Source organism: Rhizobium arsenicireducens (assembly GCF_964021225.1).
On the sequence record NZ_CAXHYK020000001.1, the window covers coordinates 3,589,715 to 3,612,305 of the forward strand.

The 22,591-nt window shown below is 64.4% G+C and carries 23 protein-coding genes and 1 pseudogene; 18 read left to right on the forward strand and 6 right to left on the reverse strand.

The features are described 5' to 3' along the window. The first annotated feature begins 167 nt into the window (after positions 1-167). Entirely contained in the window at positions 168-764 is a 597-nt protein-coding gene (locus tag ACWPVA_RS17780) for a LexA family transcriptional regulator (protein ID WP_454288942.1), read from the forward strand. A 1,064-nt stretch (positions 765-1,828) separates the two neighbouring features. Here ACWPVA_RS17780 and ACWPVA_RS17785 read toward each other — a convergent pair. Continuing rightward, positions 1,829-2,833, reverse strand: a complete 1,005-nt coding sequence (locus tag ACWPVA_RS17785) for an MBL fold metallo-hydrolase (RefSeq protein ID WP_454288943.1) — start codon at positions 2,831-2,833, stop codon at positions 1,829-1,831. A 310-nt stretch (positions 2,834-3,143) separates the two neighbouring features. On the opposite strand from ACWPVA_RS17785, the gene ffh reads away from it, so the two are divergent. From ffh to trmD, 5 genes are all read left to right on the forward strand, one after another. Further along, complete coding sequence (gene ffh / locus ACWPVA_RS17790; RefSeq protein ID WP_454288944.1) at positions 3,144-4,718, forward strand: signal recognition particle protein; 1,575 nt, start codon at positions 3,144-3,146, stop codon at positions 4,716-4,718. Between the two features lie 10 nt (positions 4,719-4,728). Further along, positions 4,729-5,049, forward strand: a complete 321-nt coding sequence (locus ACWPVA_RS17795; RefSeq protein WP_454288945.1) for a chorismate mutase — start codon at positions 4,729-4,731, stop codon at positions 5,047-5,049. Between the two features lie 95 nt (positions 5,050-5,144). Next, positions 5,145-5,525 carry a 30S ribosomal protein S16 gene (gene rpsP, locus ACWPVA_RS17800; RefSeq protein ID WP_454288946.1) on the forward strand — a complete coding sequence of 127 codons (381 nt, stop codon included), beginning with the start codon at positions 5,145-5,147 and terminating at the stop codon, positions 5,523-5,525. Between the two features lie 125 nt (positions 5,526-5,650). Beyond that, complete coding sequence (rimM, locus tag ACWPVA_RS17805) at positions 5,651-6,223, forward strand: ribosome maturation factor RimM (protein ID WP_454288947.1); 573 nt, start codon at positions 5,651-5,653, stop codon at positions 6,221-6,223. A gap of 8 nt (positions 6,224-6,231) precedes the next feature. Beyond that, positions 6,232-6,906: a tRNA (guanosine(37)-N1)-methyltransferase TrmD gene (gene trmD / locus ACWPVA_RS17810; RefSeq protein ID WP_454288948.1), complete on the forward strand. Its 675-nt coding sequence runs from the start codon at positions 6,232-6,234 to the stop codon at positions 6,904-6,906. 109 nt (positions 6,907-7,015) lie between these two features. On the opposite strand, the gene ACWPVA_RS17815 is transcribed toward trmD, so the two are convergent. Further along, positions 7,016-7,762, reverse strand: coding sequence for a sulfite exporter TauE/SafE family protein (locus tag ACWPVA_RS17815; RefSeq protein WP_454288949.1), 747 nt, complete (start codon positions 7,760-7,762; stop codon positions 7,016-7,018). A 260-nt stretch (positions 7,763-8,022) separates the two neighbouring features. On the opposite strand from ACWPVA_RS17815, the gene rplS reads away from it, so the two are divergent. The 10 genes and pseudogenes from rplS to ACWPVA_RS17865 all read left to right on the forward strand — a co-directional run bounded on the left by rplS (position 8,023) and on the right by ACWPVA_RS17865 (position 16,321). Continuing rightward, on the forward strand, positions 8,023-8,580 hold the full coding sequence (gene rplS / locus ACWPVA_RS17820) for a 50S ribosomal protein L19 (protein ID WP_454288950.1): 558 nt from the start codon (positions 8,023-8,025) through the stop codon (positions 8,578-8,580). Between the two features lie 156 nt (positions 8,581-8,736). After that, on the forward strand, positions 8,737-9,129 hold the full coding sequence (locus ACWPVA_RS17825; protein ID WP_454288951.1) for a hypothetical protein: 393 nt from the start codon (positions 8,737-8,739) through the stop codon (positions 9,127-9,129). A gap of 101 nt (positions 9,130-9,230) precedes the next feature. Continuing rightward, positions 9,231-9,911 carry a Crp/Fnr family transcriptional regulator gene (locus ACWPVA_RS17830; RefSeq protein ID WP_454288952.1) on the forward strand — a complete coding sequence of 227 codons (681 nt, stop codon included), beginning with the start codon at positions 9,231-9,233 and terminating at the stop codon, positions 9,909-9,911. 63 nt (positions 9,912-9,974) lie between these two features. Further along, the gene (locus tag ACWPVA_RS17835; RefSeq protein WP_454288953.1) at positions 9,975-11,078 is read left to right on the forward strand and encodes an ABC transporter substrate-binding protein; all 1,104 of its coding nucleotides are present in this window, start codon (positions 9,975-9,977) and stop codon (positions 11,076-11,078) included. Continuing rightward, a complete protein-coding gene (locus ACWPVA_RS17840; protein WP_454288954.1) occupies positions 11,075-12,139 on the forward strand; it encodes a FecCD family ABC transporter permease in 1,065 nt (354 codons plus the stop codon). The genes ACWPVA_RS17835 and ACWPVA_RS17840 overlap by 4 nt, the downstream gene beginning before the upstream one ends. Further along, positions 12,136-12,309, forward strand: a pseudogene (locus ACWPVA_RS17845) (ATP-binding cassette domain-containing protein); the annotation flags it as partial. The gene ACWPVA_RS17840 and the pseudogene ACWPVA_RS17845, both read left to right, overlap by 4 nt. 13 nt (positions 12,310-12,322) lie before the next feature. Continuing rightward, entirely contained in the window at positions 12,323-12,922 is a 600-nt protein-coding gene (locus ACWPVA_RS17850; protein WP_454288955.1) for an ATP-binding cassette domain-containing protein, read from the forward strand. Positions 12,923-13,240: 318 nt separating this feature from the next. Then, on the forward strand, positions 13,241-14,650 hold the full coding sequence (gene leuC, locus ACWPVA_RS17855) for a 3-isopropylmalate dehydratase large subunit (protein WP_454288956.1): 1,410 nt from the start codon (positions 13,241-13,243) through the stop codon (positions 14,648-14,650). Positions 14,651-14,861: 211 nt separating this feature from the next. After that, positions 14,862-15,692: an EamA family transporter gene (locus tag ACWPVA_RS17860; RefSeq protein ID WP_454288957.1), complete on the forward strand. Its 831-nt coding sequence runs from the start codon at positions 14,862-14,864 to the stop codon at positions 15,690-15,692. Positions 15,693-15,772: 80 nt separating this feature from the next. Beyond that, positions 15,773-16,321 carry a SixA phosphatase family protein gene (locus ACWPVA_RS17865; RefSeq protein ID WP_454288958.1) on the forward strand — a complete coding sequence of 183 codons (549 nt, stop codon included), beginning with the start codon at positions 15,773-15,775 and terminating at the stop codon, positions 16,319-16,321. An 8-nt stretch (positions 16,322-16,329) separates the two neighbouring features. On the opposite strand, the gene ACWPVA_RS17870 is transcribed toward ACWPVA_RS17865, so the two are convergent. Continuing rightward, complete coding sequence (locus ACWPVA_RS17870) at positions 16,330-16,878, reverse strand: L,D-transpeptidase family protein (protein ID WP_454289634.1); 549 nt, start codon at positions 16,876-16,878, stop codon at positions 16,330-16,332. A gap of 102 nt (positions 16,879-16,980) precedes the next feature. Between ACWPVA_RS17870 and ACWPVA_RS17875 the strand changes: the two genes are divergently transcribed. After that, positions 16,981-17,664, forward strand: coding sequence for a response regulator transcription factor (locus ACWPVA_RS17875; protein ID WP_454288959.1), 684 nt, complete (start codon positions 16,981-16,983; stop codon positions 17,662-17,664). A 15-nt stretch (positions 17,665-17,679) separates the two neighbouring features. Then, positions 17,680-18,135, forward strand: a complete 456-nt coding sequence (locus ACWPVA_RS17880) for a cyclic nucleotide-binding domain-containing protein (protein WP_454288960.1) — start codon at positions 17,680-17,682, stop codon at positions 18,133-18,135. 20 nt (positions 18,136-18,155) lie between these two features. On the opposite strand, the gene ACWPVA_RS17885 is transcribed toward ACWPVA_RS17880, so the two are convergent. From ACWPVA_RS17885 to ACWPVA_RS17895, 3 genes are all read right to left on the reverse strand, one after another. Then, positions 18,156-18,959, reverse strand: a complete 804-nt coding sequence (locus tag ACWPVA_RS17885) for an exodeoxyribonuclease III (RefSeq protein ID WP_454288961.1) — start codon at positions 18,957-18,959, stop codon at positions 18,156-18,158. Positions 18,960-19,075: 116 nt separating this feature from the next. Further along, on the reverse strand, positions 19,076-19,750 hold the full coding sequence (locus ACWPVA_RS17890) for an outer membrane lipoprotein carrier protein LolA (protein WP_454288962.1): 675 nt from the start codon (positions 19,748-19,750) through the stop codon (positions 19,076-19,078). 101 nt (positions 19,751-19,851) lie between these two features. Beyond that, positions 19,852-22,536: a DNA translocase FtsK gene (locus ACWPVA_RS17895; RefSeq protein WP_454288963.1), complete on the reverse strand. Its 2,685-nt coding sequence runs from the start codon at positions 22,534-22,536 to the stop codon at positions 19,852-19,854. Positions 22,537-22,591 lie beyond the last annotated feature (55 nt).

Sequence of the window (22,591 nt, forward strand, 5' to 3'; positions counted from 1 at the left end):
CTAATAAGCGGTTCCCACATGAGATTGTGCCGATATGAAGAGTTTTCACGACGTTCATCTTAATTTTCAAGGGCTTATCAATGCCGAGATTGTCGACAAAAAGCGGGTCTGTTGTTCCCGGTTCCGATTTTTATTGGGACGACGCGACTAGAGATCGCTTCAAGCTGATGCTTGAACGAATCGGTAGCTTGGTTCGGGCTGGCGAGATCGCCGGTGTCTCGGACGAACAAGTTGCTCGGTGGCGCGATGGGAAGGCCAAGCCCAACTTCGGGGGTATCGCAGCTATTGCGATGAGTGCCGGCATGTCGCTCGACTGGCTCACCGGAAACGAACCGGCTGTAGGGACCGCAGACCTGACCATGATCGAGCGGCTCGACGTTGAGGCATCAGCCGGCAACGGCGCGCTGGTCGACAATGAGCAGGCTTTGGATTTCGTAGCGTTTCAAACGCGTTGGCTGCGCCGCAAGGGTATCAACCCGGCCGCCGTGCGGCTCCTCAACATTCGCGGCGACAGCATGGAGCCGACCATCCGCGACGGCGACATCGCCCTCGTCAACACCTCGATCGACGACATCATCGACAATGCGATCTATGTCCTGGTCGTCGGCAACCGCCTGCTGATCAAGCGCATCCACATCCTGATGAGCGGCGCGCTCCGCCTGATCAGCGACAACGCCATTTACCCCCACGAGGACGTGCCGGCCTCGGAGGCCGAATTCGTCCGCGTCTCCGGCCGCGTCGTCTGGTTCGGCCGCTCGATTTGAGCGCGATGATAAGTAAACGCTGACTGATGTCTAAAGGCCGCGCCTGCCACCTGTTCTTGCGCGGCCATTTCCCACGTCACCCCACGACGCCCCGCCAACTTCCCCGCATTCCCAGGCTGTCCCGCCCCATCCCCACCCGATTCCGCATCTCCCCGTTTCTCCCCGGTTCCCTGCCATCCGATCTTACGCGTTACAGAAACGCCGGCCGGGCCTTCGCCCTCCGGTTTCGCTCTCATTTCCTTGTGCTCAAGGTCAACTTGAGCGGACGGGGCGCCTCAGGCTGCCTCGTAAGGTAAAAAACAAATGGCACCTTTCGGCGCCCCGTTCGGCGGTTTTTGCCCGCGACTTCGATCTCTCTGCGGCGCCGGCCCTTGCCGGGGACTTTTCAGGCAGGCCCGGCTTTCACCGGCGGACGCCCGCACACCCTCGACAACCCGGTCTTACCACCATGCCACGCCACACAGGCGCTCCCGGCGCGCTGTCAGGGCCGGCAAGGGTTTGGGCCGTCCAAAGCCTTCACCCTTGCCCCCACGTCGCCAGGGGGAGACCATTTTCCGCGGACCCGGAGTGTGGGATCTTGCGTCTCTCCCCCAAACCCCGCGCCGGCCCCGCCTCGCCACAACGCCTTGTGGTGTATCCGCGACGGAACGAGGTCAGTTTAGATCGGGGCGAGCGGGCGGGGATGAAATTGTCGGTGTGGCTTTGATTCTCTTGCGGAATCGGTCGAGTTCTTCCCCGTCTGGTGGAGTTCGGTGCGGGATGCTTCGAGGCCCTCGGTGTGCGAGGGCACCTCAGCATGAGGTGCACGGCGGCGGGCCTCGCCGTGAGTCGCTGATGGGACTCCTCCAGCCAAGGCGCACCACGGTAGCCCTCACCCTGAGGTGGGAGCGCAAGCGGCCCTCGAAGGGCGAGGGCGGATCGTGGATGACGTCCGCCTTGCGCCCCTCACCAACAAAATCTGAGGTTCAGCCTTCGGCTAAGCCCTCGATCTTATAACCTCTCCCACAAAGGGGAAAGGTCGGAGGTCGCGCGTTTCACGCCGGATCGTGCCAGGGGCGGGGTGTTTACACCGCCGGAACGTCGAAAATCTCGCCGGGGCGTAAAGCGCGGAAGCGGGCGGGGGAGATCGCGGCGGTGGAAAGCGCCTGTGACAGGTCCTCGACCGGGGCCTCGATCGCCTCATCGGTGAGCTGGAAGGCGCCGAAATGATGGCCGACGGCGTGGGCGGCGTTGCAGAGACGGAAACCTTCGACGGCTTCCGCCGGGTTCTGATGCTGGCCCTTCATGAACCAGCGCGGCTCGTAGGCGCCGATCGGCAGGTTGGCGAGGCGAAAGGCGCCGTGCTTTTCCGCCGCGGCGCGGTAGTTGATGCCGTCGTGAAAGCCGGTGTCGCCGATGTGATAGATCTTGCCCGCCGGGGTCGACAGCACGAAGGCCGCCCAGAGCGCCATGCGCCGGTCCCTTAACCCCCGCGCCGACCAGTGGTGGCAGGGTTCGGCATGGATGGAAAGGCCGTCCCAATATTGTAGCCGGTCGCCCCAGTCCATGTCGGAGATCTTGGCGTCGGGCAGGGCGCGATGGATGATCGTGTCGTTGCCGAGCGGGGTGACGATGTGTGGTCCGTGCTCCTCGGTGAGCCGGGCGAGCGTGGCAAGGTCGAGATGGTCGTAGTGATTGTGGGTGACGAGCACGATGTCGATCGGCGGCAGGTTTTCGAAGGCGATGCCGGGCTCGGCCACGCGCTTCGGTCCGGCAAAGGAGAAGGGGCTGGCGCGCTTCGACCAGACCGGGTCGGTCAGGATGTTGAGGCCGGCCACCTGGATCAACAGCGTGGCGTGGCCGATCATCGTGACGCGCAGGTCGGCGCCATCGACCCTTGCCCGCGGGGCTGTCGGGCCGGGGCCATGCGACACGCGTTTCGGCCAGCGGGCGCGCTTGCCGTTGGTGCGCCATTTGAGAAGGTCGCGCATGCCGCCGGGCTCGACGCCCTCCGGGTTGAAGAAGCGCGTGCCGTCGAAATGGTCGGAAACGGGGCCGGTATAGTAAGGATTGGCGGGTTTGGCTGACATGGACGACCGTGATCGTTGAAGGACAAGTGAATCTGGGGAGCCGGTGGGCGCTTGGGAAGGTGCCGGCCGGCCAAAACGGCGCTTTTGCCAGTCAGCCTTGACTTTTCCGGCCCTTTGCTGTTAATCGCCCCAAATCTGCGAAGAGACAAGCACTCCGAGCCGCCGACCGGGACCCGTCAAGGTATAAAGAGATCCCGGAGGTCAACACCCGACAGCGCGATGCGCCCTCGGGTGCATTTTGGCTTTGCGTCTTGTTTTCAGCGCGGGAAAGACCGACGTTTCGGGGATCCGAAACGATAAGGAAGAGCCGATGTTTGAAAACCTCCAGGACCGCCTTGGTTCCATCCTGAATGGACTGACCGGCCGTGGCGCCTTGTCGGAAGCCGATGTTTCCGCCGCGCTGCGCGAGGTGCGTCGCGCGTTGCTGGAAGCCGACGTGGCGCTCGAGGTCGTGCGCAACTTTACCGATCGGGTCCGCGAGAAAGCCGTCGGCGCCGCCGTTTTGAAGTCGATCAAGCCGGGGCAGATGGTCGTCAAGATCGTCCATGACGAGCTGGTCGAAATGCTCGGCTCCGAGGGTGTTTCCATTGATCTCAATGCGCCGGCCCCGGTCGTCATCATGATGGTCGGCCTGCAGGGCTCGGGCAAGACCACGACCACCGGCAAGATCGCCAAGCGGTTGACCGACCGCGAGAAGAAGAAGGTCCTGATGGCCTCGCTCGACACGCGTCGTCCGGCCGCCCAGGAGCAGCTACGCCAGTTGGGGGTGCAGACCGGCATCGACGTGTTGCCGATCATCGCCGGCCAGTCGCCGACCGATATCGCCAGCCGCGCCGTGCAGGCCGCCAAGCTCGGCGGCCATGACGTCGTCATTCTCGACACCGCCGGCCGCACCCATATCGACGAGCCCTTGATGGTCGAGATGGCCGACATCAAGAAGAACGCGAAGCCGCATGAAATCCTGCTGGTCGCCGACAGTCTGACTGGTCAGGACGCCGTCAACCTCGCCCGCAATTTCGACGAACGCGTCGGCATCACCGGCCTGGTCTTGACCCGCATGGACGGCGACGGCCGCGGTGGTGCGGCGCTTTCGATGCGCGCCGTCACCGGCAAGCCGATCAAGCTGATCGGCGTCGGCGAGAAGATGAGCGAACTCGAGGAGTTCCATCCGCGCCGCATCGCCGACCGCATCCTCGGCATGGGCGACATCGTTTCGCTGGTCGAAAGGGCGGCGGAGAATATCGACACCGAAAAGGCGGCCGCCATGGCCGCCAAGATGGCCAAGGGCAAGTTCGACCTCGATGACCTCGCCGACCAGCTGCGCCAGATGCAGAAGATGGGCGGCATGGGCGGCATCATGGGCCTGATGCCCGGCATGGGCGGCATGAAGGACAAGATGGCCGCCGCGGGCCTGAACGACAAGTTGTTCGGCCGCCAGATCGCCATCATCCAGTCGATGACCAAGGCCGAGCGGACCAATCCCGATATTCTGAAGCATTCCCGCAAGAAGCGCATTGCAGCCGGCTCCGGCACGGACGCCGCCGAAATCAACAAGCTGCTCAAGATGCATCGCCAGATGGCCGACATGATGAAGGCCATGGGCGGCAAGAAGGGCGGCGGCATGATGAAGCAGATGATGGGCGGCCTGGCCGGCAAGATGGGTCTTGGTGGCATGGGTGGCATGGGTGGCATGCCGGACCTGTCCAGCCTCGACCCGAAGCAGCTCGAGGCGCTGGCCAAGCAGGCCGAAGCCGCCGGCCTCAAGCCGCCGCCGGGGCTTGGCGGCATGGGCGGCCTGCCCGGATTGGGCGGCGGTCTTCCGGGACTCGGTGGCGCAAAGCTCCCTGGCCTCGGCGGCCTGCCCGGCCTGCCGAAGAAGAAGTGAGGAAGCTGTGATGAGCGAACCATCCGTCAAGGAACAGCTTTCCGGCTATCGCCAGTCGATCGACAATATCGACGCGGCGCTGGTCCACATGCTGGCCGAACGCTTCCGCTGCACCAAGGCGGTCGGCGTTCTCAAAGCCAAGTACGATCTGCCGGCGGCTGACCCGGCGCGCGAAGAATACCAGATCGAACGCCTGCGGCGGCTCGCCAAGGACGCTCATCTGGACCCGGATTTCGCCGAGACGTTCCTGAATTTCATCATCAAGGAAGTGATCCGGCATCATGAAGCCATTGCCGCCGAGCACGGCGGCGTTACCGAAAAGACCGCCTGACGGCGATCCCGACCAACCCGGACCGCCTGAAGGGCGGCCCGATCAGAACCCGGACCGCCGGAAGGCGGCCCTAACAAAAACCAAGGAGTAAACTCATGTCCCTCAAGATTCGTCTCGCCCGCGGTGGTTCCAAGAAGCGCCCCTACTACCAGATCGTCGTTGCCGACGCCCGTTCGCCGCGCGACGGCCGTTTCCTGGAGAAGGTCGGTTCGTGGAACCCGATGCTCGGCAAGGACAATGAAAAGCGCGTCGAGCTGAACGCCGAGCGCATCCAGGAATGGCTCGTCAAGGGCGCCCAGCCGACCGACCGCGTCCTGCGCTTCCTCGCCGAAGCCGGCATCGCCACCCGCGACGTCCGCAGCAACCCGGAGAAGGCAAAGCCGGGCAAGAAGGCCGTGGAGCGCATCAAGGAAAAGGAAATGAAGGCCGCTGAAATCGCTGCCGCCGCTGCTGAAGCCACTGCCGAAGCAGAATAAGGCTTGCCGCATTTCCAAAGATCGACGGGCGGCGGGTTCTCCTGCCGCCCGTTTTCCGTTTTCATTTGTCCCGCTTCGCCGTAAAAGGGCGAGGATAAACCTTCCCCACCGGAAAAGACTGAAGCATGACCAAACTCGAAAACCCCGTATTGATGGCCGTGGTCGGCGCGGCGCAGGGCCTGCGTGGCGAGGTCCGGGTAAAGGCTTTCACCGCTGATCCGCTGGCGCTTGGCGAATACGGCAATCTGCGCAGCATGGACGGGCGGGTGTTCGAGATCCTCGACATCCGCGAGGCGAAGAACGTCGTGGTCGTGCGGTTCCGCGGCATCAACGACCGCAATGCGGCCGAAGCCCTCAATGGTCTGGAACTCTATGTCGAGCGCGAGGCCTTTCCCGACGAAGAGCTCGACGAGGATGAATTCTACTATGCCGATCTCGAGGGCCTCGAGGTGTACGATGGCGATGGCCAGCACTATGGCGCCGTTACCGGGGTCTATGATTTCGGCGCCGGCGACCTGCTGGAGCTGAAAGGGCCGGGCAAGCGTCCCGTGCTCATTCCCTTCTCCGAGGCTGCCGTGCTGGAGATCGACCTCGAAGCCAGCAAGATGCTGATTGATCCGATCGCCGCTGGCCTCAAGGACCTTGACGAGGACAAGCCCTATGGCACCGGCAAGGGCCGTCCGGACAAGGGCGAGTGACCTCTCCCATGGCTTTCAAGGCTTCGGTGCTGACGCTTTATCCCGACATGTTTCCCGGCCATCTCGGCCAGGCGCTGGCCGGACGGGCGCTGGAGCGCGGCGACTGGTCGCTCGAGGCGGTGCAGATCCGTGATTTCGCGCTCGACAAGCATAGAAGCGTCGACGACACGCCCTCGGGCGGCGGGGCTGGCATGGTGCTCAAGCCCGACGTGTTGGCCCGCGCCATCGACTCGATCGGTGATGACGGACGCCCGCGGCTGCTGATGAGCCCGCGCGGCCGGCCGCTCACCCAGCAGCGGGTGCGCGCGCTTGCCGAAGGCGAGGGCGTGGTCATCGTCTGCGGCCGCTTCGAAGGCGTGGACCAGCGGGTGATCGATGCGCGCCAACTCGAGGAAATTTCCATCGGCGACTATATTCTCTCGGGCGGCGAGCCGGCGGCGCTCACCCTGCTCGATGCGGTGGTGCGCATCCTGCCCGGCGTGATGGGCAACCAGCTTTCGGGCGTGCACGAGAGCTTCGAGGGCGGGCTTTTGGAGCATCCGCACTATACCCGTCCGCAGGTTTTCGAGGATCGCGAGATCCCGGCCGTGCTCACTTCAGGCAATCACGCGGCGATCGAGGCCTGGCGCCATGAGGAGGCGCTGAAGCTGACCGCCGAGCGGCGGCCGGACCTGCTGAAGTAATTCACCGCGAGCGCCTGCCGGCACCTTGCCCGGCCCTTCGCTTTGGCTCAGGGCGTTCGTCATTCGAAATGATTCACTGGATCGTTTCGTCGGTTGCGCCGACCATTCCTCACCCCGTGACGAAATAGTAGACGGCAAGGCCAAGGCCGGCCGCCACAACGAGCCAGCGCAAGAGGGCCTGGGGTACCCGGCGGGCGATGGCCACGCCGGCATAGCCGCCAAGCGCCACGGCCGGGATCATCACCGCGGCATGGCTCCAGGACACGGCGCCCGCGGTGGAAAAGACGATGATCGCGACCGCAGCGATGACGATCGACAGGAAGTTCTTCAAGGCATTGAGGCGGTGGTAGCTGCCGCCGCTGGCGAGTTCCAGCGAGGCGAGCATCATGATGCCCATGCCGGCGCCGAAGAAGCCTCCGTAGAAGGAAGTCACGGCTTGAAGGCCGAGCCCCAGCGGCGTGGCCGGATGGGTTTCACCCTTATGGCGGGGGCGGAGCTTCGGTCCGGCCGCGAAGACGGCGGTGGCGGCGATCAGCAGCCAGGGCACCATGGCGCGGAAGGCCGGATTGGACAGCGAGATCAGGAACAGCGAGCCGCCGAGCGCGCCAACCGCCGAGACGAGCCCAAGGAACAGGGCGCTCTTCCACAGAGTGGCGAACTCGCTGCGATAGGCGAGCGTCGAGGTGATATAGCCCGGAAACTGGGTGATCGACGAGGTGGCGTTCGCGGCAATCGGCGGCAGGCCGGCCAGCGTCATGGCGCCGAAGGTCAGAAACGTACCCCCGCCGGCGATCGCATTGACGATGCCCGAGAGAAAGCCGGCGACGAACAGCAATAGAATTGTGGCGATCGACATCTTGAAGATTTCCTTCTTGGTCGAGAACGGTTATTCGCTCGAGGCCCCGATCGCAATGGCGCCGATCAGAGAAAAATGCGCGACGAGGGATGACAAACACCAGGCTTTGGTGTATTGGCCGCGTCGGAAATGGGCCAAGCCCGTCTGCCACAAACAAAGAGCATGCGTATCCGCTCACGCCCGACAAGGGCAAAATCCGGAGGCTTTGACCGAAGGATCGATGAGCGCTCTGGCTGTTTCAGAAGAAATAGAGGTTAGACATGAACATCATTCAGCAACTGGAAGCCGAACAGGCTGCCAAGATCGAAGCCAAGCGCGGCGCTGCGCTGCCGAAGTTCGAGGCCGGTGACACCGTGCGCGTCAACGTGCGCGTCACGGAAGGCGCCCGTACCCGCTTGCAGGCCTATGAAGGCGTCTGCATCGCCCGTTCTGGCGGCGGCATCAACGAGAGCTTCACCGTTCGCAAGATCTCCTACGGCGAAGGCGTCGAGCGCGTATTCCCGATCTACTCGCCGCTGGTCGAAAGCGTCGAAATCGTTCGCCGCGGTAAGGTCCGTCGCGCCAAGCTCTACTACCTGCGCGATCGTCGCGGCAAGTCGGCTCGTATCGTCGAGAACACCGGCACCCGCGCCCGCAAGCTGAATGACGCCGAGCGCGCCGCCGTTGCAGAAGAAAAGGCACGTCTGGAAGCTGAAAAGGTCGCAGCAGCACAGGCTCTGGCCGCCGAAAAGGCAGCCGCCGAAGCCGCTGAAGCCAAGGCAGCAGCAGAAGCTGCAGCTGCAGCCGAAGCTGCACCCGCCGAAGGCACTGCAGAATAAAACTTCCCGATTGCGGGATAGGGACAAGGCGGCCTTCGGGTCGCCTTTTTCGTTTTCGGCTATGCCCTGTCTCGGCGGCTGCGACATGGTGGCGCCGGTTTGACGCTTGCGCGATTTCCGGCAGGCTGTTAGTTTTTGCCCGATCGGGGTAAATCGATGCAACATCGAAGCTGGAGTTGGCAGTTCGTGGTCCGCGCCTTGTGCGTGGTGGCGCTGCTTGCCGTCGGCTTTGGCCATCGGACCCCAGTGCTTGCCGCGCCCTCGCTTTCCGTCGAGGAGATGGCCGCACTGACCTTGCCCGACGGCACCTTGCCGGAACTCTGCCTGCCAGGCGACGGGCGAGGCAGCGAAGGGCAGTTGACGCGCGTTCCTTGCGACGCCTGCGTGATTTCCGCCTCGATCCTCCTGCCCGCGCCCGCAGACCTGACCGGCGAGCGTCTTTCCGCTGCCGCAGAGGTCCTGCTTCCGCCGCGCGTGGAAGCCTTTTATCGCCAGCTCTTTCCCCCCAATGCCGCGCCCCGTGCGCCACCCCGTCCGGCCCTTGCCTGAGCCCGGTTTCGCAAGCGGAATATCGCTTGTGTCCGGAATCATTCATCTAGGCCGGTAACACGCATCGATGATGCGATCCGGCCGGAAAGCCGGATATCGCAATGCTACATGTACTTCCCAAGGCTGCGGATGGCCACGCTTTGCCGCCGCAACTGCTCTCACCCCGACCGAGCCTGCGTCAGACCGTCACCACCCTGCAGATGCCGCCCCGCAGCACGGTCTTTCTCGAGGGCTTCGCCCGCGGTCCCCAGTATCGCGTGATCGAGGGTTGCGTCGCCGTTTCCCAGACGCTCCCGGACGGGCGCCGGCAGATCATCGACATGGTCGGACCGGGTCGCCTGCTGGGCATCGGGACCGGCGAGCGTAACCGCTGCTCGGCCGAAACGCTGAGCTATGTGGTGCTCGAACCGGTCGGCAAGGCCGAACCGGTAGATCTCCAGGCTGCTCTTCATGAAATGGTGCTGCGCGGGCAGGCGCTTGCGACCCTGCTGGGCCGCAAGAACGCTGCCGAGCGCGTCGCGTCCGCCATTCTCGATCTGGCAGGCCAGTTCGTCCGGCCGGCGAAGGGCGGAAAGCGCGGATCGATCTGCTTTACCCTTTATCCGACGCGTGGCGACCTGGCCGACTGGCTCGGCCTGACGGTGGAAACCGTCAGCCGCTGCTTCACCCGGCTGAAGCGCGCAGGGCTCATCGATTTTCGCCAGCCGGAAATCGTCACCCTGTTGAAGCCGGAGGCGATGGCGCAGATCGCCGCCGGAACGGCCACGCTCGCAAATGCTTGAAGACGGTTCCGTCGGGGCGCCGGCTTCACGGATGGAATTTGCCAGACAAGAAAGAGAATATCGATGAGAAGACTTCTGATTGCCTTTGCCGCAGGGATCATTGCATCCGCCACTCAGGCCCTCGCCGAAATCACGGTGACCGACGTCAAGGGTCGCGAGGTGACGCTGGAAAGGCCCGCCGAGCGGGTGGTGCTGGGCTTCTACTACGAGGATTTCCTGGCCGTTGCCGGTCCGGATGCGCTCGACAAGGTCGTGGCGCTTTCACTCTCGACCTGGAAGGACTGGCGGCCCAACCAGTTCGCGGCCTACGAGAAGGCGCTGCCGAAGCTTGCCTCGATCCCGGATGTCGGCAATACCGAGGACGGCACCTTCTCCGTTGAAAAGGTGATCGCGACCAAGCCGGATCTCGTCATTCTCGCCGCCTGGTCCTATGACGCGCTCGGCGAAGGGGTGAAGCAGATCGAGGCCGCCGGCATTCCGGTGGTCACGCTCGACTACAATGCCCAGACGGTCGAGAAGCACGTGCTCTCCACCGAAGTGCTCGGCAAGGTGATGGGGGCCGAGGATCGCGCCACCAGGCTCGCCGACAACTACAAGGCCGCCATGGCTGACATCGACGCGCGCATCAAGGGCGCCGGTCCGACAACCCGGAAGGTCTATGTCGAACTGGCGCAGAAGGGCGCAGCCGAGGTCGGCAATTCCTATGGCGACAGCATGTGGGGGGCGCTGATCGACAAGCTCGGCGGTGCCAATATCGCCAAGGGGCAGGTCGGAAACTGGGGACCGCTCAGCCCGGAATACGTACTCGCGCAGAAGCCCGACCTGATCTTCCTGGCCGGTTCGGAATGGGTGAACAAGCCGCTTTCCGTGCAGGTCGGCTTCGGCGCCGATCCGAAAGTGACGCGCGAGCGCATGGCCGGCTATCTTAGCCGTCCAGGCTGGTCGGAGCTTCCGGCCGTGCAGAATGGCGGGGTGCATGCGATCTATCACGGCGGTGCCCGCACGCTTTCGGACTATGTCTATGCGCAGTACATCGCCAAGCAGCTCTATCCGGAGGTGTTCAAGGACGTTCATCCGGCGCGGAATATCGAGCGCTATTATGACGCCTGGCTGCCGATCAAGGCCGAGGGCGTGTTCGTGCTGCCCTATGAGGCGCCGGTGCAATGACCGTGATTGTCAGCGAGATGGAAGGCCTGCGCGACGGCTATCGTCGCGCATCCTCGCGCCGGGTGGTGGCCTTGCTGGCCGCCACGGCCTTCCTTCTCGGCTTGATGCTGCTCGACCTGACGACCGGCCCGTCCGGCCTGCCGCTCCTGGACGTCTGGAATGGGCTGTGGGCCGGACCGAACGGCGAGGACAGGATGGCGGCGACGATCCTGTGGCAATTGCGGATGCCGCAGACCGTGATGGGCATGCTGGTCGGCGCCTGCCTCGGTCTTGCCGGCCTGCAGATGCAGACGATCCTCGCCAATCCGCTGGCAAGCCCGTTCACGCTCGGTTTTTCCGCCGCTGCCGGTTTCGGCGCGGCACTCGGCATCATGTTCGGGTCGCTGGTCCCGCTGCCGCCCTTCATCGTCATCCCGGCCATGGCCTTCGCCATGACGCTGGTCGCCTGCGGGCTGGTCTATTTCATCGCCCGCCTGCGCGGGGCCAGCCCCGAAATCCTCGTTCTCGGCGGGATCGCCGTGCTGTTCTTCTTCCAGTCGCTGCAGTCGCTGCTGCAATTCCTCGCCTCGCCAGAGGTGTTGCAGCAGATCGTCTTCTGGCTGTTCGGCAGCCTGCTCAAGGCGAGCTGGACCAGCGTTGCGGTGACGGGCTCGATTCTCGTTCTCTGCCTTCCGCTGGTCCTGCGCAGTTCCTGGGCGCTGACGACGCTCAGGCTCGGTGACGCCAATGCTCGAAGCCTCGGCCTGTCGGTCGAGCGGGTTCGCCGCGAGGCCTTCCTGATCGTTGCTGTGCTGACGGCAGCGGCCGTCTGCTTCGTCGGGACCATCGGCTTCGTTGGGCTGATCGCACCGCATGTGGCGCGCACGCTGGTCGGCGAGGATCACCGCTACGCGCTGCCGCTTTCGGCGGTGATGGGCGCGATCATCCTGGTCGGCGCCTCGGTGTTCGGCAAGTTCATCTCGCCCGCCGCCGTCATCCCGGTCGGCATCATTACCGCGGTTGCCGGGGTGCCCATGCTGTTTGCGGTGATTGCCCGACGCGGCGGCAAGGGGACGGCATGACGGACCGGCTTACCCTTGCCAATGTCTTCGTACAGCGTGGCGGGACCCGCATTCTTGACGATATCAGCGCGTCGCTCGATCCGGGCCAGATCGTCGGGCTGGTCGGTCCGAACGGCGCCGGCAAGTCGACGCTGCTCAACGCGATCGCGGGCCTTGCGCCCTACGATGGCGTAATCGACTGGGGTGGCCGGCGCGTCGACATCGGCGAGATCGGCTTCATGCCGCAACAATGCCAGGTGCGGGCCGAGCTTCTCGGTTCTCGACGTGGTGCTGCTCGGGCACCACGAGCGGCTCGGCTGGCGCGTCGGCGACGATCTCCTGTGCTCGGCGACCGAAATGCTGCGGAGCTTTGGCATAGCCGACCTCGCCGGGCGGGCGATCCAGTCGCTTTCCGGCGGGCAGCAGCAACTCGTGCTGCTGGCGCAGCGGTTGCTGCGCCAACCGAAGCTCTTGCTGCTCGACGAGGCGACCAGCGCGCTGGACATCCGCCACCAGATGCGGGTGTTCGACCTGCTCACAGACTATGTCGCCCGCACCGGGGCGCTCGTGCTGATCGCCATCCACGATCTCAACCTTGCCGCCCGCCACAGCGACAGCGTTGTTCTCCTCCATGCCGGAAGGCTGGAGGGCATGGGTACGTTCGAGGAAATCGTCACGCCGCAGGCGCTGCGCGCGGTCTACGGCATCGAAGCGGAGGTCCTGTCCTGCCGCAACGGCCGGCCCGTCGTCGTGCCCCATGCAGCCTATCGGCCGGAAACGAATTTCCAAACGCGTCCGGCTTAAAGCAATCGCCTGCGACGTCGCAGCAAGGGCCGCGAGGCGTCCGCCTTCGCAAGAATCCGGCGCGTCCTCGGTTTCGCACCTTGCCAAAATCATTGCCGGGCGAGGGCAAAACTGCTAAGAGCCCAGCCATGGGATCGAAATTCGGATGTCTCGCGCCTGATATCTACGTGCTGCAGGACCACAAGCGTCTGCCGGCACGCTTTTTCGCGCGCGTCTCCGGGGCGCTCACCAGCCTTCTAGGCTAAGCGTTCGTCATCGGCGCCGCCCGTACGGTGTCCTGCCCGCATTCCCTTTTCACACTCAGACGGATCTTCAGCCATGAGCGCACCCCGGACCCTCTACGACAAGATTTTCGACGACCATCTGGTCGACCGCCAGGAAGACGGCACCTGTCTTCTCTATATCGACCGGCATCTCGTTCACGAAGTGACGAGCCCCCAGGCGTTCGAAGGCCTGCGCATGGCGCACCGCACGGTGCATGCCCCGCAGAAGACGCTCGCCGTGGTCGACCACAACGTGCCGACCACGCCCGATCGCCATACCGGCATCAAGAACGAGGAAAGCCGCATCCAGGTCGAGGCGCTGGCGCATAACGCCGCCGAGTTCGGCGTGGAATACTATTCCGAGAACGACAAGCGCCAGGGCATCGTGCACATCGTCGGCCCCGAGCAGGGCTTCACGCTTCCCGGCATGACCATCGTCTGCGGTGACAGCCATACATCGACGCATGGCGCCTTTGGTGCTTTGGCGCACGGTATCGGCACGTCGGAAGTCGAGCACGTGCTCGCCACCCAGACGCTGATCCAGTCGAAGGCAAAGAACATGCTGGTGCGCGTCGACGGCCAGCTGCCGGACGGCGTCACCGCCAAGGACATCATCCTTGCCATCATCGGCGAGATCGGCACCGCCGGCGGCACCGGCCACGTCATCGAGTTTGCCGGCGAGGCGATCCGGGCGCTGTCCATGGAAGGCCGCATGACGGTGTGCAACATGACGATCGAGGGCGGCGCCCGCGCCGGCCTGATCGCGCCGGACGAAAAGACCTTCGCCTACATCAGGGACAAGCCGCGCGCGCCGAAGGGCGAGGCCTGGGACCAGGCGGTCGCCTACTGGAAGACGCTTCATACCGACGAGGGCGCGCATTTCGACAAGGTCGTCGTGCTCGACGCCGCCAACCTGCCGCCGATCGTCTCCTGGGGTTCCTCGCCGGAGGATGTCGTGTCGATCGAGGGCGTCGTGCCGAACCCGGACGAGATCGCCGACGAGAACAAGCGCGTCTCCAAGTGGCGGGCGCTCGACTACATGGGCCTGAAGCCGGGCACCAAGATGACCGACATCGCCATCGACCGGGTGTTCATCGGCTCCTGCACCAATGGCCGCATCGAGGACCTGCGCGCCGCCGCCAAGGTGCTCGAAGGCCGCCATGTCGCGCCGACCGTTTCGGCCATGGTCGTGCCGGGTTCGGGCCTGGTCAAGGAACAGGCGGAAACCGAAGGCCTCGACAAGATCTTCAAGGATGCCGGCATGGAATGGCGTGAGCCGGGTTGCTCGATGTGCCTGGCCATGAACGACGACCGGCTGAAGCCGGGCGAGCGCTGCGCCTCGACCTCGAACCGCAATTTCGAGGGTCGCCAGGGCTACAAGGGCCGCACCCATCTGGTCTCGCCGGCCATGGCGGCCGCGGCAGCGGTTGCCGGTCACTTCGTTGACATTCGCGAATGGAAGTAAGGTAGAGGCGGATTTCTTTTCCGCGTCCGATCGAGGCCGCCCGTGGCAATGTGGGCGGCCTTTTTGCGATCAGGGGCGATTGCAAAGCGCTGCAAACTAGCTATCGTCCGGCCGTCACAAAACTGTCATAAAAAGCCCGGCGCCTGATGTATTCCCTTTTCGAGTTCGCTTTGCTCAGGCGCCACCTTTTCCGACCGCAGGCGGTGCCGCGTTGAGCACGATAGCCGTCGGGCTGGCGCTGGTCGCTGCCATCCTTCATGCCAGCTGGAACGCCTTCCTGCGCAACGGCGCCGACCGGCTGTGGTCGGTCACGGTGATGAGTTTTGCCGGCACCTTGATTGCCGCGCCGTTCATTCTCTATTTCCCGCTGCCGGGGCCGGCGGCCTGGTTCTACATCCTGCTCTCGTCCCTGCTGCAGGTGGGCTACAGCCTGTTCCTCGTCGCCGCCTACCGCCATGGCGAACTGGGGCAGGTCTATCCGATCGTGCGCGGCACGGTGCCGCTGCTGGTGACGCTCGGCGGCTTCCTGTTCTTCGGCGAGATCCTCGGACCCTTCCAGACGCTCGGCGTCGTGCTGGTGGCAGCCGGCATCATGAGCCTGTCGCTCGGCAAGCAGCGGGCGGCCAATTCCTCCCTGCTCTTTGCGCTTGCGACCGGCTTGATCATTGCCTGCTATTCGACGGTGGATGCACGCGGTGTTCATACGGTCGGCCAGCCGCTGGCCTATGCCATGTGGGTGATCTTCCTCTACGGGTTGATGCTGGCGGTGACCTATACGGTGATCCGGCGGGGCCTCGTCATCGACGTCCGCTCGCCGGTTACCTGGAAGGCGTTCGGCGGCGGGGTGGTGGCACTGGCCGCCTACGGTCTGGTGGTGGTCGCCTATTCCTTCGCACCGGCCGGGCTGGTGACGGCGGTGCGCGAGACAAGCGTGGTGTTTGCCGTCCTGATCGGCGCGCTGTTCCTCGGCGAGCAGCTGACCCTTCGCCGGCTGGCCGCCTGCGTCATTGTCGCTGTTGGCGCCGTCTTCGTCAGCCTCTAGAGTGGCGGGGCAGTGTACGGGCTCAACCGTCGGGCACATAAGTGTGTTTCATGTAAATCATCCTTCGGGAGGTGGCCGCAATGGCGTTGAAACAGCAGGATACCGGCGAAGTCCGGGGGGTGCGCCTTCTTCTGCTCAGGCACGCCAAGTCGGCCTGGCCGGAGGGCGTTGCCGACGAGGAGCGTCCGCTCAACGGGCGCGGCCGCGCCGCGGCCTTGCTGATCGGCGATTATCTTGCCGAGGCGAAGCTGATCCCGGATCTTGCCCTCGTCTCGTCGGCGCGTCGCACGCAGGAAACCTGGGCGCTGGTGCGTGAGCGACTGCCCCGCCAGCCGGAAATGCGCATTGTCGCCGAACTCTATGCCGCCAGCACCGGGCAAATCCTCAACGTCCTGCAGGCGGTCGAACCGACCTCGAGGACGGTGCTGATCCTCGCCCACAATCCAGGCATGCAGGATCTGGCCCTGGCGCTTTCGGGCGGCGGCGATGCGGCGTCGCGGGAGAGCGTAGCGGCAAAGTATCCGACCGGGGCATTGGCGGTGATCGACTTTCCGGTGGCGCAATGGTCGGACGTCGGCAGAGGCATGGGGCGTCTCGACCGCTTCATCACGCCGCGCGCGCTTGGATGAGCGGACGCTCAAAGCACTGTCAGCACGGTCCGGTCGTCGAGGTAGGGCAGGAGCCGGCGCATGTCGGCGGGGGAGAGCGCCACGCAGCCTTCGGTCGGCGGGTAGCCGGGCCGGGCGACGTGGAAGAAGATCGCCGAACCGCAGCCGCGCCGACGGCAGGTGACATTCCAGTCCAGGACGATGCAGACGTCGTAGAGCCGGTCGACGCGCATCAATGTCTCGTGGCTGGCGGCAAAGGGGGCGGAGACAGGGCGGTTATAGGCGGGGTGGTTCGGCGCGTCGCACCACAGCATGTCCTTGCGGATGCGTTGCATCGAAAGCCGGGTCGGAAGAAAGCCCATACGGTCGCCGCGTCGGTAGCCTGAGATCAGCCGCATCGTGGCGCGCGGCGTGGCGCCGTCGCCCTCGCGCTTGCTGCTGATGATGCCGGAGCGGCCAAGCGCGGCACGCAGGCGTAGCGGTCCGTATTGGAGGATCGCCTGCGTCGCTTTGCCCGGCGCCCTTCGGACGACGATATGTCCGGGCTTCCTGTGGGATTTGTCCGTTGTTTTTCGCAAGTGGGTCACGAGATTTTGCTTTGCCTGTGAAGTTCGGTGTATTCATAGCACTTCGAACCGGCGCGCCAAGACGAGCGGCACGAACGAAAACAGGAAGATCTCATGACAGTGCGGACCATTCTGCTGGTGGATGACGACAATGACCTGCGCGAGACGCTGGTCGAGCAACTGTCGCTATACGAGGAATTCACCCTGGCCGAGGCGGACACCGCCGCCAAGGGCATACAGGCGGCGCGTAGCGGCCAGGTGGACTTGTTGATCATGGACGTCGGGCTGCCCGACATGGATGGGCGCGAGGCGGTGAAACTGCTGCGCAAGGGCGGCTTCAAGGCGCCGGTGATCATGCTGACCGGCCATGACACCGATTCCGACACCATTCTCGGGCTGGAAGCCGGGGCCAACGACTATGTCACCAAACCGTTCCGCTTCGCGGTGCTGCTTGCCCGCATCCGTGCACAGCTGCGGCAGCACGAGCAGAGCGAGGATGCGACCTTCGGCGTCGGCCCCTATCTCTTCAAGCCGAGCCAGAAGCTGCTGACCACCGAAGACGGCAAGAAAGTCCGGCTGACGGAGAAGGAAGCGGCGATCATCCGCTATCTCTACCGGGCCGGGCAGAAGGTCGTGACCCGCGATGTATTGCTCGAGGAGGTCTGGGGCTATAATTCCGGGGTGACGACGCACACGCTGGAAACCCATGTCTATCGCCTGCGCCAGAAGATCGAGCGCGATCCCTCCAATGCCGAGATCCTGGTCACCGAAAACGGCGGCTACAAGATCGTTCCCTGATCAGCGGAGTTTCCCATGGCGCTTGCCGACGACATCGAGCTTCTGGCCAAGGTGCCCTTGTTTGCGGGCCTTGCGCCTGACCAGTTGCGGCTGATCGCCTTCGGCGCCGAGCATCGGACCGTCGCCAAGGGACAGGCACTGTTCCGCGAGAAATCGCCGGCGGAATGCGCCTATGTCGTGGCAAAGGGTGAGTTCGAGCTTTCGACGCTTGCGCGTGGCGGCAAGACGAAGATTGAAGGGTTGGCGGGTCCGGGCGTCATGCTTTCAGAGCTGGCGCTGGTCTCCATGGTCGAGCGCAAGTTCACGGCGATCGCCGTTGAGGATGCCGACGTGATCCGCATCACCCGCGCGCTGTTTCACCGGCTGCTGGAGGAGTATCCGGACATGGCAGTGGTGGTCGAATCGCGCATCCGCGCGGCGATCGCCAGCCTGGTCGACGGCGCGACCGCCATGGCCGGGCGGTTCGAATAGGATCTCTTGCGGTTCGCCTGTCAGAGAGAAAAGCGGGCTGTGACCGGCACATGATCGGACGGGCGCTCCCAGCCTCGCGCCTCGCGCAGGATCTCGATCGCGCGAAGGTGGTCGGTGAGATCGGGTGAGGACCAGACATGGTCGAGCCTCCGGCCCTTGTCGGCGCCGGACCAGTCCTTGGCGCGATAGCTCCACCACGTATAGAGCTTCTGGTCGGCGGGCACGTGATGGCGCATCAGGTCGACCCAGCCGCCTTCGCGCATGACCTCCAGAAGGCCCTCGGTCTCGACCGGCGTATGGCTGATGATCTTCAGCATCTTCTTGTGCGACCAGACATCGTTTTCGAGCGGCGCGATGTTGAGATCGCCCACCAGGATGGCCGAGACGCCGGGTTCGGCCCCGGCCTTGAGGTCGCGCATTTCGCGGATGAAATCGAGCTTGTGGCCGAATTTCGGGTTGATGGTGCGATCCGGTTCGTCGCCGCCGGCGGGCACATAGAAGTTATGAATGCGGATGCGCCGCCCGCCCCATTCGAAGATCGCCGAGATATGCCGCGCGTCGCCGACGCCGCAATAGTTCTGGCGATGGTCCTCGGTCAGCGGGAAGCGCGAGGCGATTGCCACGCCGTGATAGCCCTTCTGGCCGTGGATGATGATGTTGCCATAGCCAAGCGCCTTCAGCGCATCGGCCGGGAACTCGTCGTTCTGGCACTTGATTTCCTGGAGGCACAGGACGTCCGGATTGGCGGTCTTGAGAAAGTCCTCGACCAGCGGCAGGCGCAGCCGGACCGAATTGATGTTCCAGGTGGTGATCGAAAGGGTCATCTCGGACTGCTCCAGCGTTCAGCGCTGCGCAGATCTAGGCAATTTCAGGCGGCGTGAACAGCAAAAGGCGACGCTTGAGCACAAGCGCTGCCCTCTTCTCCACAGGGGATCGGTCCCTAGCGTTTTTGCGTATGAACCTCGCGGTAGGGGATCTCGAAGACGCTCGGGTCGAGGTTGATGCCGTTCTGTACGTTGAAGATCATGACCGACGTGTCTTTTGCCTGGACGTCGGTGATTGTCCACTGACGCAGATCGAAGGTCTTCGGGTCGAACATCAGGGTAATGGTCGAATCGCCGAAGATCGTCTTGTCGCCGAGCACGATGGTGGTGAGGTCCGCTTCTTCCTTGACGTCGCGAACCATCTGGTGGCCGAGGTCGATCCTTTCGGACAGAAGCAGGCTGAGCGGGGTTTTCGACAAGGGGTAGAGATCCCAGGTTCTCAGCTTCATATTGCCGATGACGACGTTCTTGCCGTCGGCGATAACGCGCATGGGCGAGGGCTTGTCATAGTTGAAGCGCAGCTTGCCGGGGCGCTGGATAAAGAACTTGCCGCCGGTCTGTTCGCCGCGCGGGCCGAACTGGACGAATTCGCCCATCATGGTCTTCACCGAGGAGAAATGGTCGGCGATCTTCTGCGCCGCGACCGGGTTGGCGGCTGCAAGCGCGGATAGCGGCAAGCCGGCAAGGGCAAAGCAGGCCGTAGCGCCTGCAACAAACTGGCGGCGCGTGGCGGACGCCGGAAGGCCTGCCATGTGTTCGAAATTGTGTTCAGTCATCCGGAACTCCTTCATATCATGCCTCAATCGCCGAAGAAGACGGCGTCTTCATGACCGATCGGGTGAAAGGTGGTGCGGCCAGGCGGCGCAGGGCAAGGTCCGCCGCGCCGCTTGGTTCATCGCTCGATGATGTCCGCCTCGGTCGGCACCAGGATCTCGCGCTTGCCGGCATGGTTGGCCGCGCTGATGATGCCTTCCTTCTCCATCCGCTCGATCAGCGAGGCGGCGCGGTTGTAGCCGATGCCGAGGCGCCGCTGGACATAAGAGGTGGAGGCCTTGCCGTCACGCAGGACGATGGCGACGGCCTGGTCGTAGGGGTCGTCCGAATCGGCGAGGTTGGAGGTTCCGGCCGGGCCACTGCCGTCCTCCTCGTCCTCGTCATCAACGGTGACCGCCTCGAGATATTGCGGCGAACCTTGGGTTTTCAGGTAGGCGACGATCTCCTCGACTTCGGTGTCGGAGACGAAGGGCCCGTGGACGCGCTGGATGCGCCCGCCGCCGGCCATGTAGAGCATGTCGCCCATGCCGAGCAGCTGTTCACCGCCCTGCTCGCCCAGGATCGTGCGGCTGTCGATCTTGGATGTCACCTGGAAGGAGATGCGGGTCGGGAAGTTGGCCTTGATCGTGCCGGTGATGACATCGACCGAAGGGCGCTGGGTCGCCATGATGACGTGGATGCCGGCGGCGCGCGCCATCTGCGCCAGGCGCTGGACCGCGCCTTCGATGTCCTTTCCGGCGACCATCATGAGGTCGGCCATTTCATCGATGATGACGACGATATAGGGGATCGGCTGGAGGTCGAATTCCTCGGTCTCGTAAATCGCCTCGCCTGTCTGGCGGTCGAAGCCGGTCTGCACGGTGCGGGTCAGGATCTCGCCCTTGGCGATCGCCTGCTCGACGCGGCTGTTGAAGCCGTCGATGTTGCGCACGCCGATCTTCGACATCTTCTTGTAGCGCTCTTCCATCTCGCGCACTGCCCATTTCAGCGCCACGACGGCCTTCTTCGGGTCGGTGACCACCGGCGAGAGCAGATGCGGAATGCCGTCATAGACGGACAGTTCGAGCATCTTCGGGTCGATCATGATCAGCCGGCATTTTTCCGGCGTCAGCCGGTAGACCAGCGACAGGATGAAGGTGTTGATGGCGACCGACTTGCCGGAACCGGTGGTACCGGCGACCAGAAGGTGGGGCATCTTGGCGAGATCGACCACCACCGGTTCTCCGCCGATGGTCTTTCCAAGCGCGATGGCGAGCTTGGCCTTGTTGCTGTCGAAGTCCTGGCTGCCGATCAATTCGCGCAAGTAGACGGTTTCGCGCCTCTGGTTTGGCAGCTCGATGCCGATCGCATTGCGGCCTGGAACGACGGCGACGCGGGCGGCGATGGCGCTCATCGAGCGGGCGATGTCGTCGGCCAGGCCGATGACGCGCGACGACTTGATGCCGGGCGCCGGTTCAAGTTCGTAGAGGGTGACGACCGGGCCGGGCCGGACCTGGATGATCTCGCCCTTGACGCCGAAATCCTCCAGCACGCCTTCGAGCATGCGGGCGTTCTGCTCAAGTGCATCGGCGGAAAGGGTGGCGTCGCGGGCGACGGCCTTCGGTTCGGCGAGCAGATGGACGGAGGGCAGCTGGAAGCCATCCGGCCTCAGCAGCGAGCCCTGGGCGTCGCGCTCGACGCGCGCGCCGGGCTTCGGTCGCGCTGCCGGCGCGACGACGCGGGGCGAGACCTGGTCGCCAGCGGCCGCGCGTGCGGCCGGTTTCGGCGTCCAGCCGTCGTCGGGCAGGATGCCGGCCGGGCGCGGTAGGCCATCGATATCGAAGGACGCGTCGTCGAAGTCACCATCCAGGTCACCGCTGATCGGCGGGGGAGAGACGATGTCGCGCGAGGGCGGGGCAATTCGGCCGGAGGCAAGCGGCGCAGGATCGAGCGTCGGTTCGCGCCGCTCAAGCGGTGTGGGAGCCTTGGGGCGGACCGGCTCGTTCAGTGTGCCGAACTCGTCCTCGTTGAAGTCATAGGGCTGCTCGAAGCGAGGCGTGCGCTCCTTCGGCTTGAGGCCGAGCAGGCGGCGGGTGCGGGCGCGGATCGTATACCAATTGTGGGCGATGACGCCGAGGGCAAGCGCGATCGGTCCTTCGCGGTCGTCCTCGTCCTCATCCTCCATGACGGGTGGCGCCACCTTTTTCCGCTCGGCCGGTGCGGCCTCGGGGAGGCTGTCGTCGGCGCTCTCGCGGCCGATCAGGCCGGCGGCGAAGAGTAGCAGCCAAGCGGCCGGAACAGCGATGATCGCGCCGAGGACCATGGAGAAGGTGCCGGTCGGATAGGCGCCGATGAAGAGACCCGGAAAGCGCAGGATCATGTCGCCGAACACGCCGCCGATGCCGTTCGGAATCGGCCAGGTGGCGGGCGGCGGGAAGCAGCCGACCACGGCGGAGGCGACGATCGAGCCGACCGCCCAGGCGCCGAGGCGCGCGGGAATACGCGAAAGCGGACGCCCGGTGATCAACGCCAGAGACCAGGCGAGCACGGGAAGCAGGGCCAGAAGGCTCGAAAGTCCGAAGAACTGCATCATGATGTCGGCGAAGACGGCGCCGCCATAGCCGAGGATGTTGGTCGGTTCGTTGGCGGTGGCATAGGAAAGGCTGGGGTCGGCGACGTTCCAGCTGGCCAGCGAAGCGACCGCCAACACGAGGGCGAGGAAGAGCGCGAAACCTGCCAGCGTGAGGAGCTTTCGAAGCACGAAGGCGCTGAATGCGAAGCGGCCGGACTGTTCGTCGATCGTGGCCGAAGTGCCTCTGTTCATCTTACTGCCCATCCGTATGACTGCATCCTGCCGCAATGAGTGCCCGGCGCGACGG

Bases quoted from the DNA above. Each gene is read 5' to 3' on its own strand.
- trmD (WP_454288948.1), top strand. From the start codon at position 6,232: ATGGCTTTCAAGGCTTCGGTGCTGACGCTTTATCCCGACATGTTTCCC.
- ACWPVA_RS17865 (WP_454288958.1), top strand. From the start codon at position 15,773: ATGGCGTTGAAACAGCAGGATACCGGCGAAGTCCGGGGGGTGCGCCTT.
- ACWPVA_RS17885 (WP_454288961.1), bottom strand. From the start codon at position 18,959: ATGACCCTTTCGATCACCACCTGGAACATCAATTCGGTCCGGCTGCGC.
- ACWPVA_RS17895 (WP_454288963.1), bottom strand. From the start codon at position 22,536: ATGAACAGAGGCACTTCGGCCACGATCGACGAACAGTCCGGCCGCTTC.
- rimM (WP_454288947.1), top strand. From the start codon at position 5,651: ATGACCAAACTCGAAAACCCCGTATTGATGGCCGTGGTCGGCGCGGCG.
- ACWPVA_RS17795 (WP_454288945.1), top strand. From the start codon at position 4,729: ATGAGCGAACCATCCGTCAAGGAACAGCTTTCCGGCTATCGCCAGTCG.
- leuC (WP_454288956.1), top strand. From the start codon at position 13,241: ATGAGCGCACCCCGGACCCTCTACGACAAGATTTTCGACGACCATCTG.
- ACWPVA_RS17835 (WP_454288953.1), top strand. From the start codon at position 9,975: ATGAGAAGACTTCTGATTGCCTTTGCCGCAGGGATCATTGCATCCGCC.
- ACWPVA_RS17890 (WP_454288962.1), bottom strand. From the start codon at position 19,750: ATGAAGGAGTTCCGGATGACTGAACACAATTTCGAACACATGGCAGGC.
- ACWPVA_RS17875 (WP_454288959.1), top strand. From the start codon at position 16,981: ATGACAGTGCGGACCATTCTGCTGGTGGATGACGACAATGACCTGCGC.
- ACWPVA_RS17880 (WP_454288960.1), top strand. From the start codon at position 17,680: ATGGCGCTTGCCGACGACATCGAGCTTCTGGCCAAGGTGCCCTTGTTT.
- ACWPVA_RS17780 (WP_454288942.1), top strand. From the start codon at position 168: ATGCTTGAACGAATCGGTAGCTTGGTTCGGGCTGGCGAGATCGCCGGT.
- ACWPVA_RS17840 (WP_454288954.1), top strand. From the start codon at position 11,075: ATGACCGTGATTGTCAGCGAGATGGAAGGCCTGCGCGACGGCTATCGT.
- ACWPVA_RS17785 (WP_454288943.1), bottom strand. From the start codon at position 2,833: ATGTCAGCCAAACCCGCCAATCCTTACTATACCGGCCCCGTTTCCGAC.
- ACWPVA_RS17815 (WP_454288949.1), bottom strand. From the start codon at position 7,762: ATGTCGATCGCCACAATTCTATTGCTGTTCGTCGCCGGCTTTCTCTCG.
- rpsP (WP_454288946.1), top strand. From the start codon at position 5,145: ATGTCCCTCAAGATTCGTCTCGCCCGCGGTGGTTCCAAGAAGCGCCCC.
- ffh (WP_454288944.1), top strand. From the start codon at position 3,144: ATGTTTGAAAACCTCCAGGACCGCCTTGGTTCCATCCTGAATGGACTG.
- rplS (WP_454288950.1), top strand. From the start codon at position 8,023: ATGAACATCATTCAGCAACTGGAAGCCGAACAGGCTGCCAAGATCGAA.
- ACWPVA_RS17825 (WP_454288951.1), top strand. From the start codon at position 8,737: ATGCAACATCGAAGCTGGAGTTGGCAGTTCGTGGTCCGCGCCTTGTGC.
- ACWPVA_RS17830 (WP_454288952.1), top strand. From the start codon at position 9,231: ATGCTACATGTACTTCCCAAGGCTGCGGATGGCCACGCTTTGCCGCCG.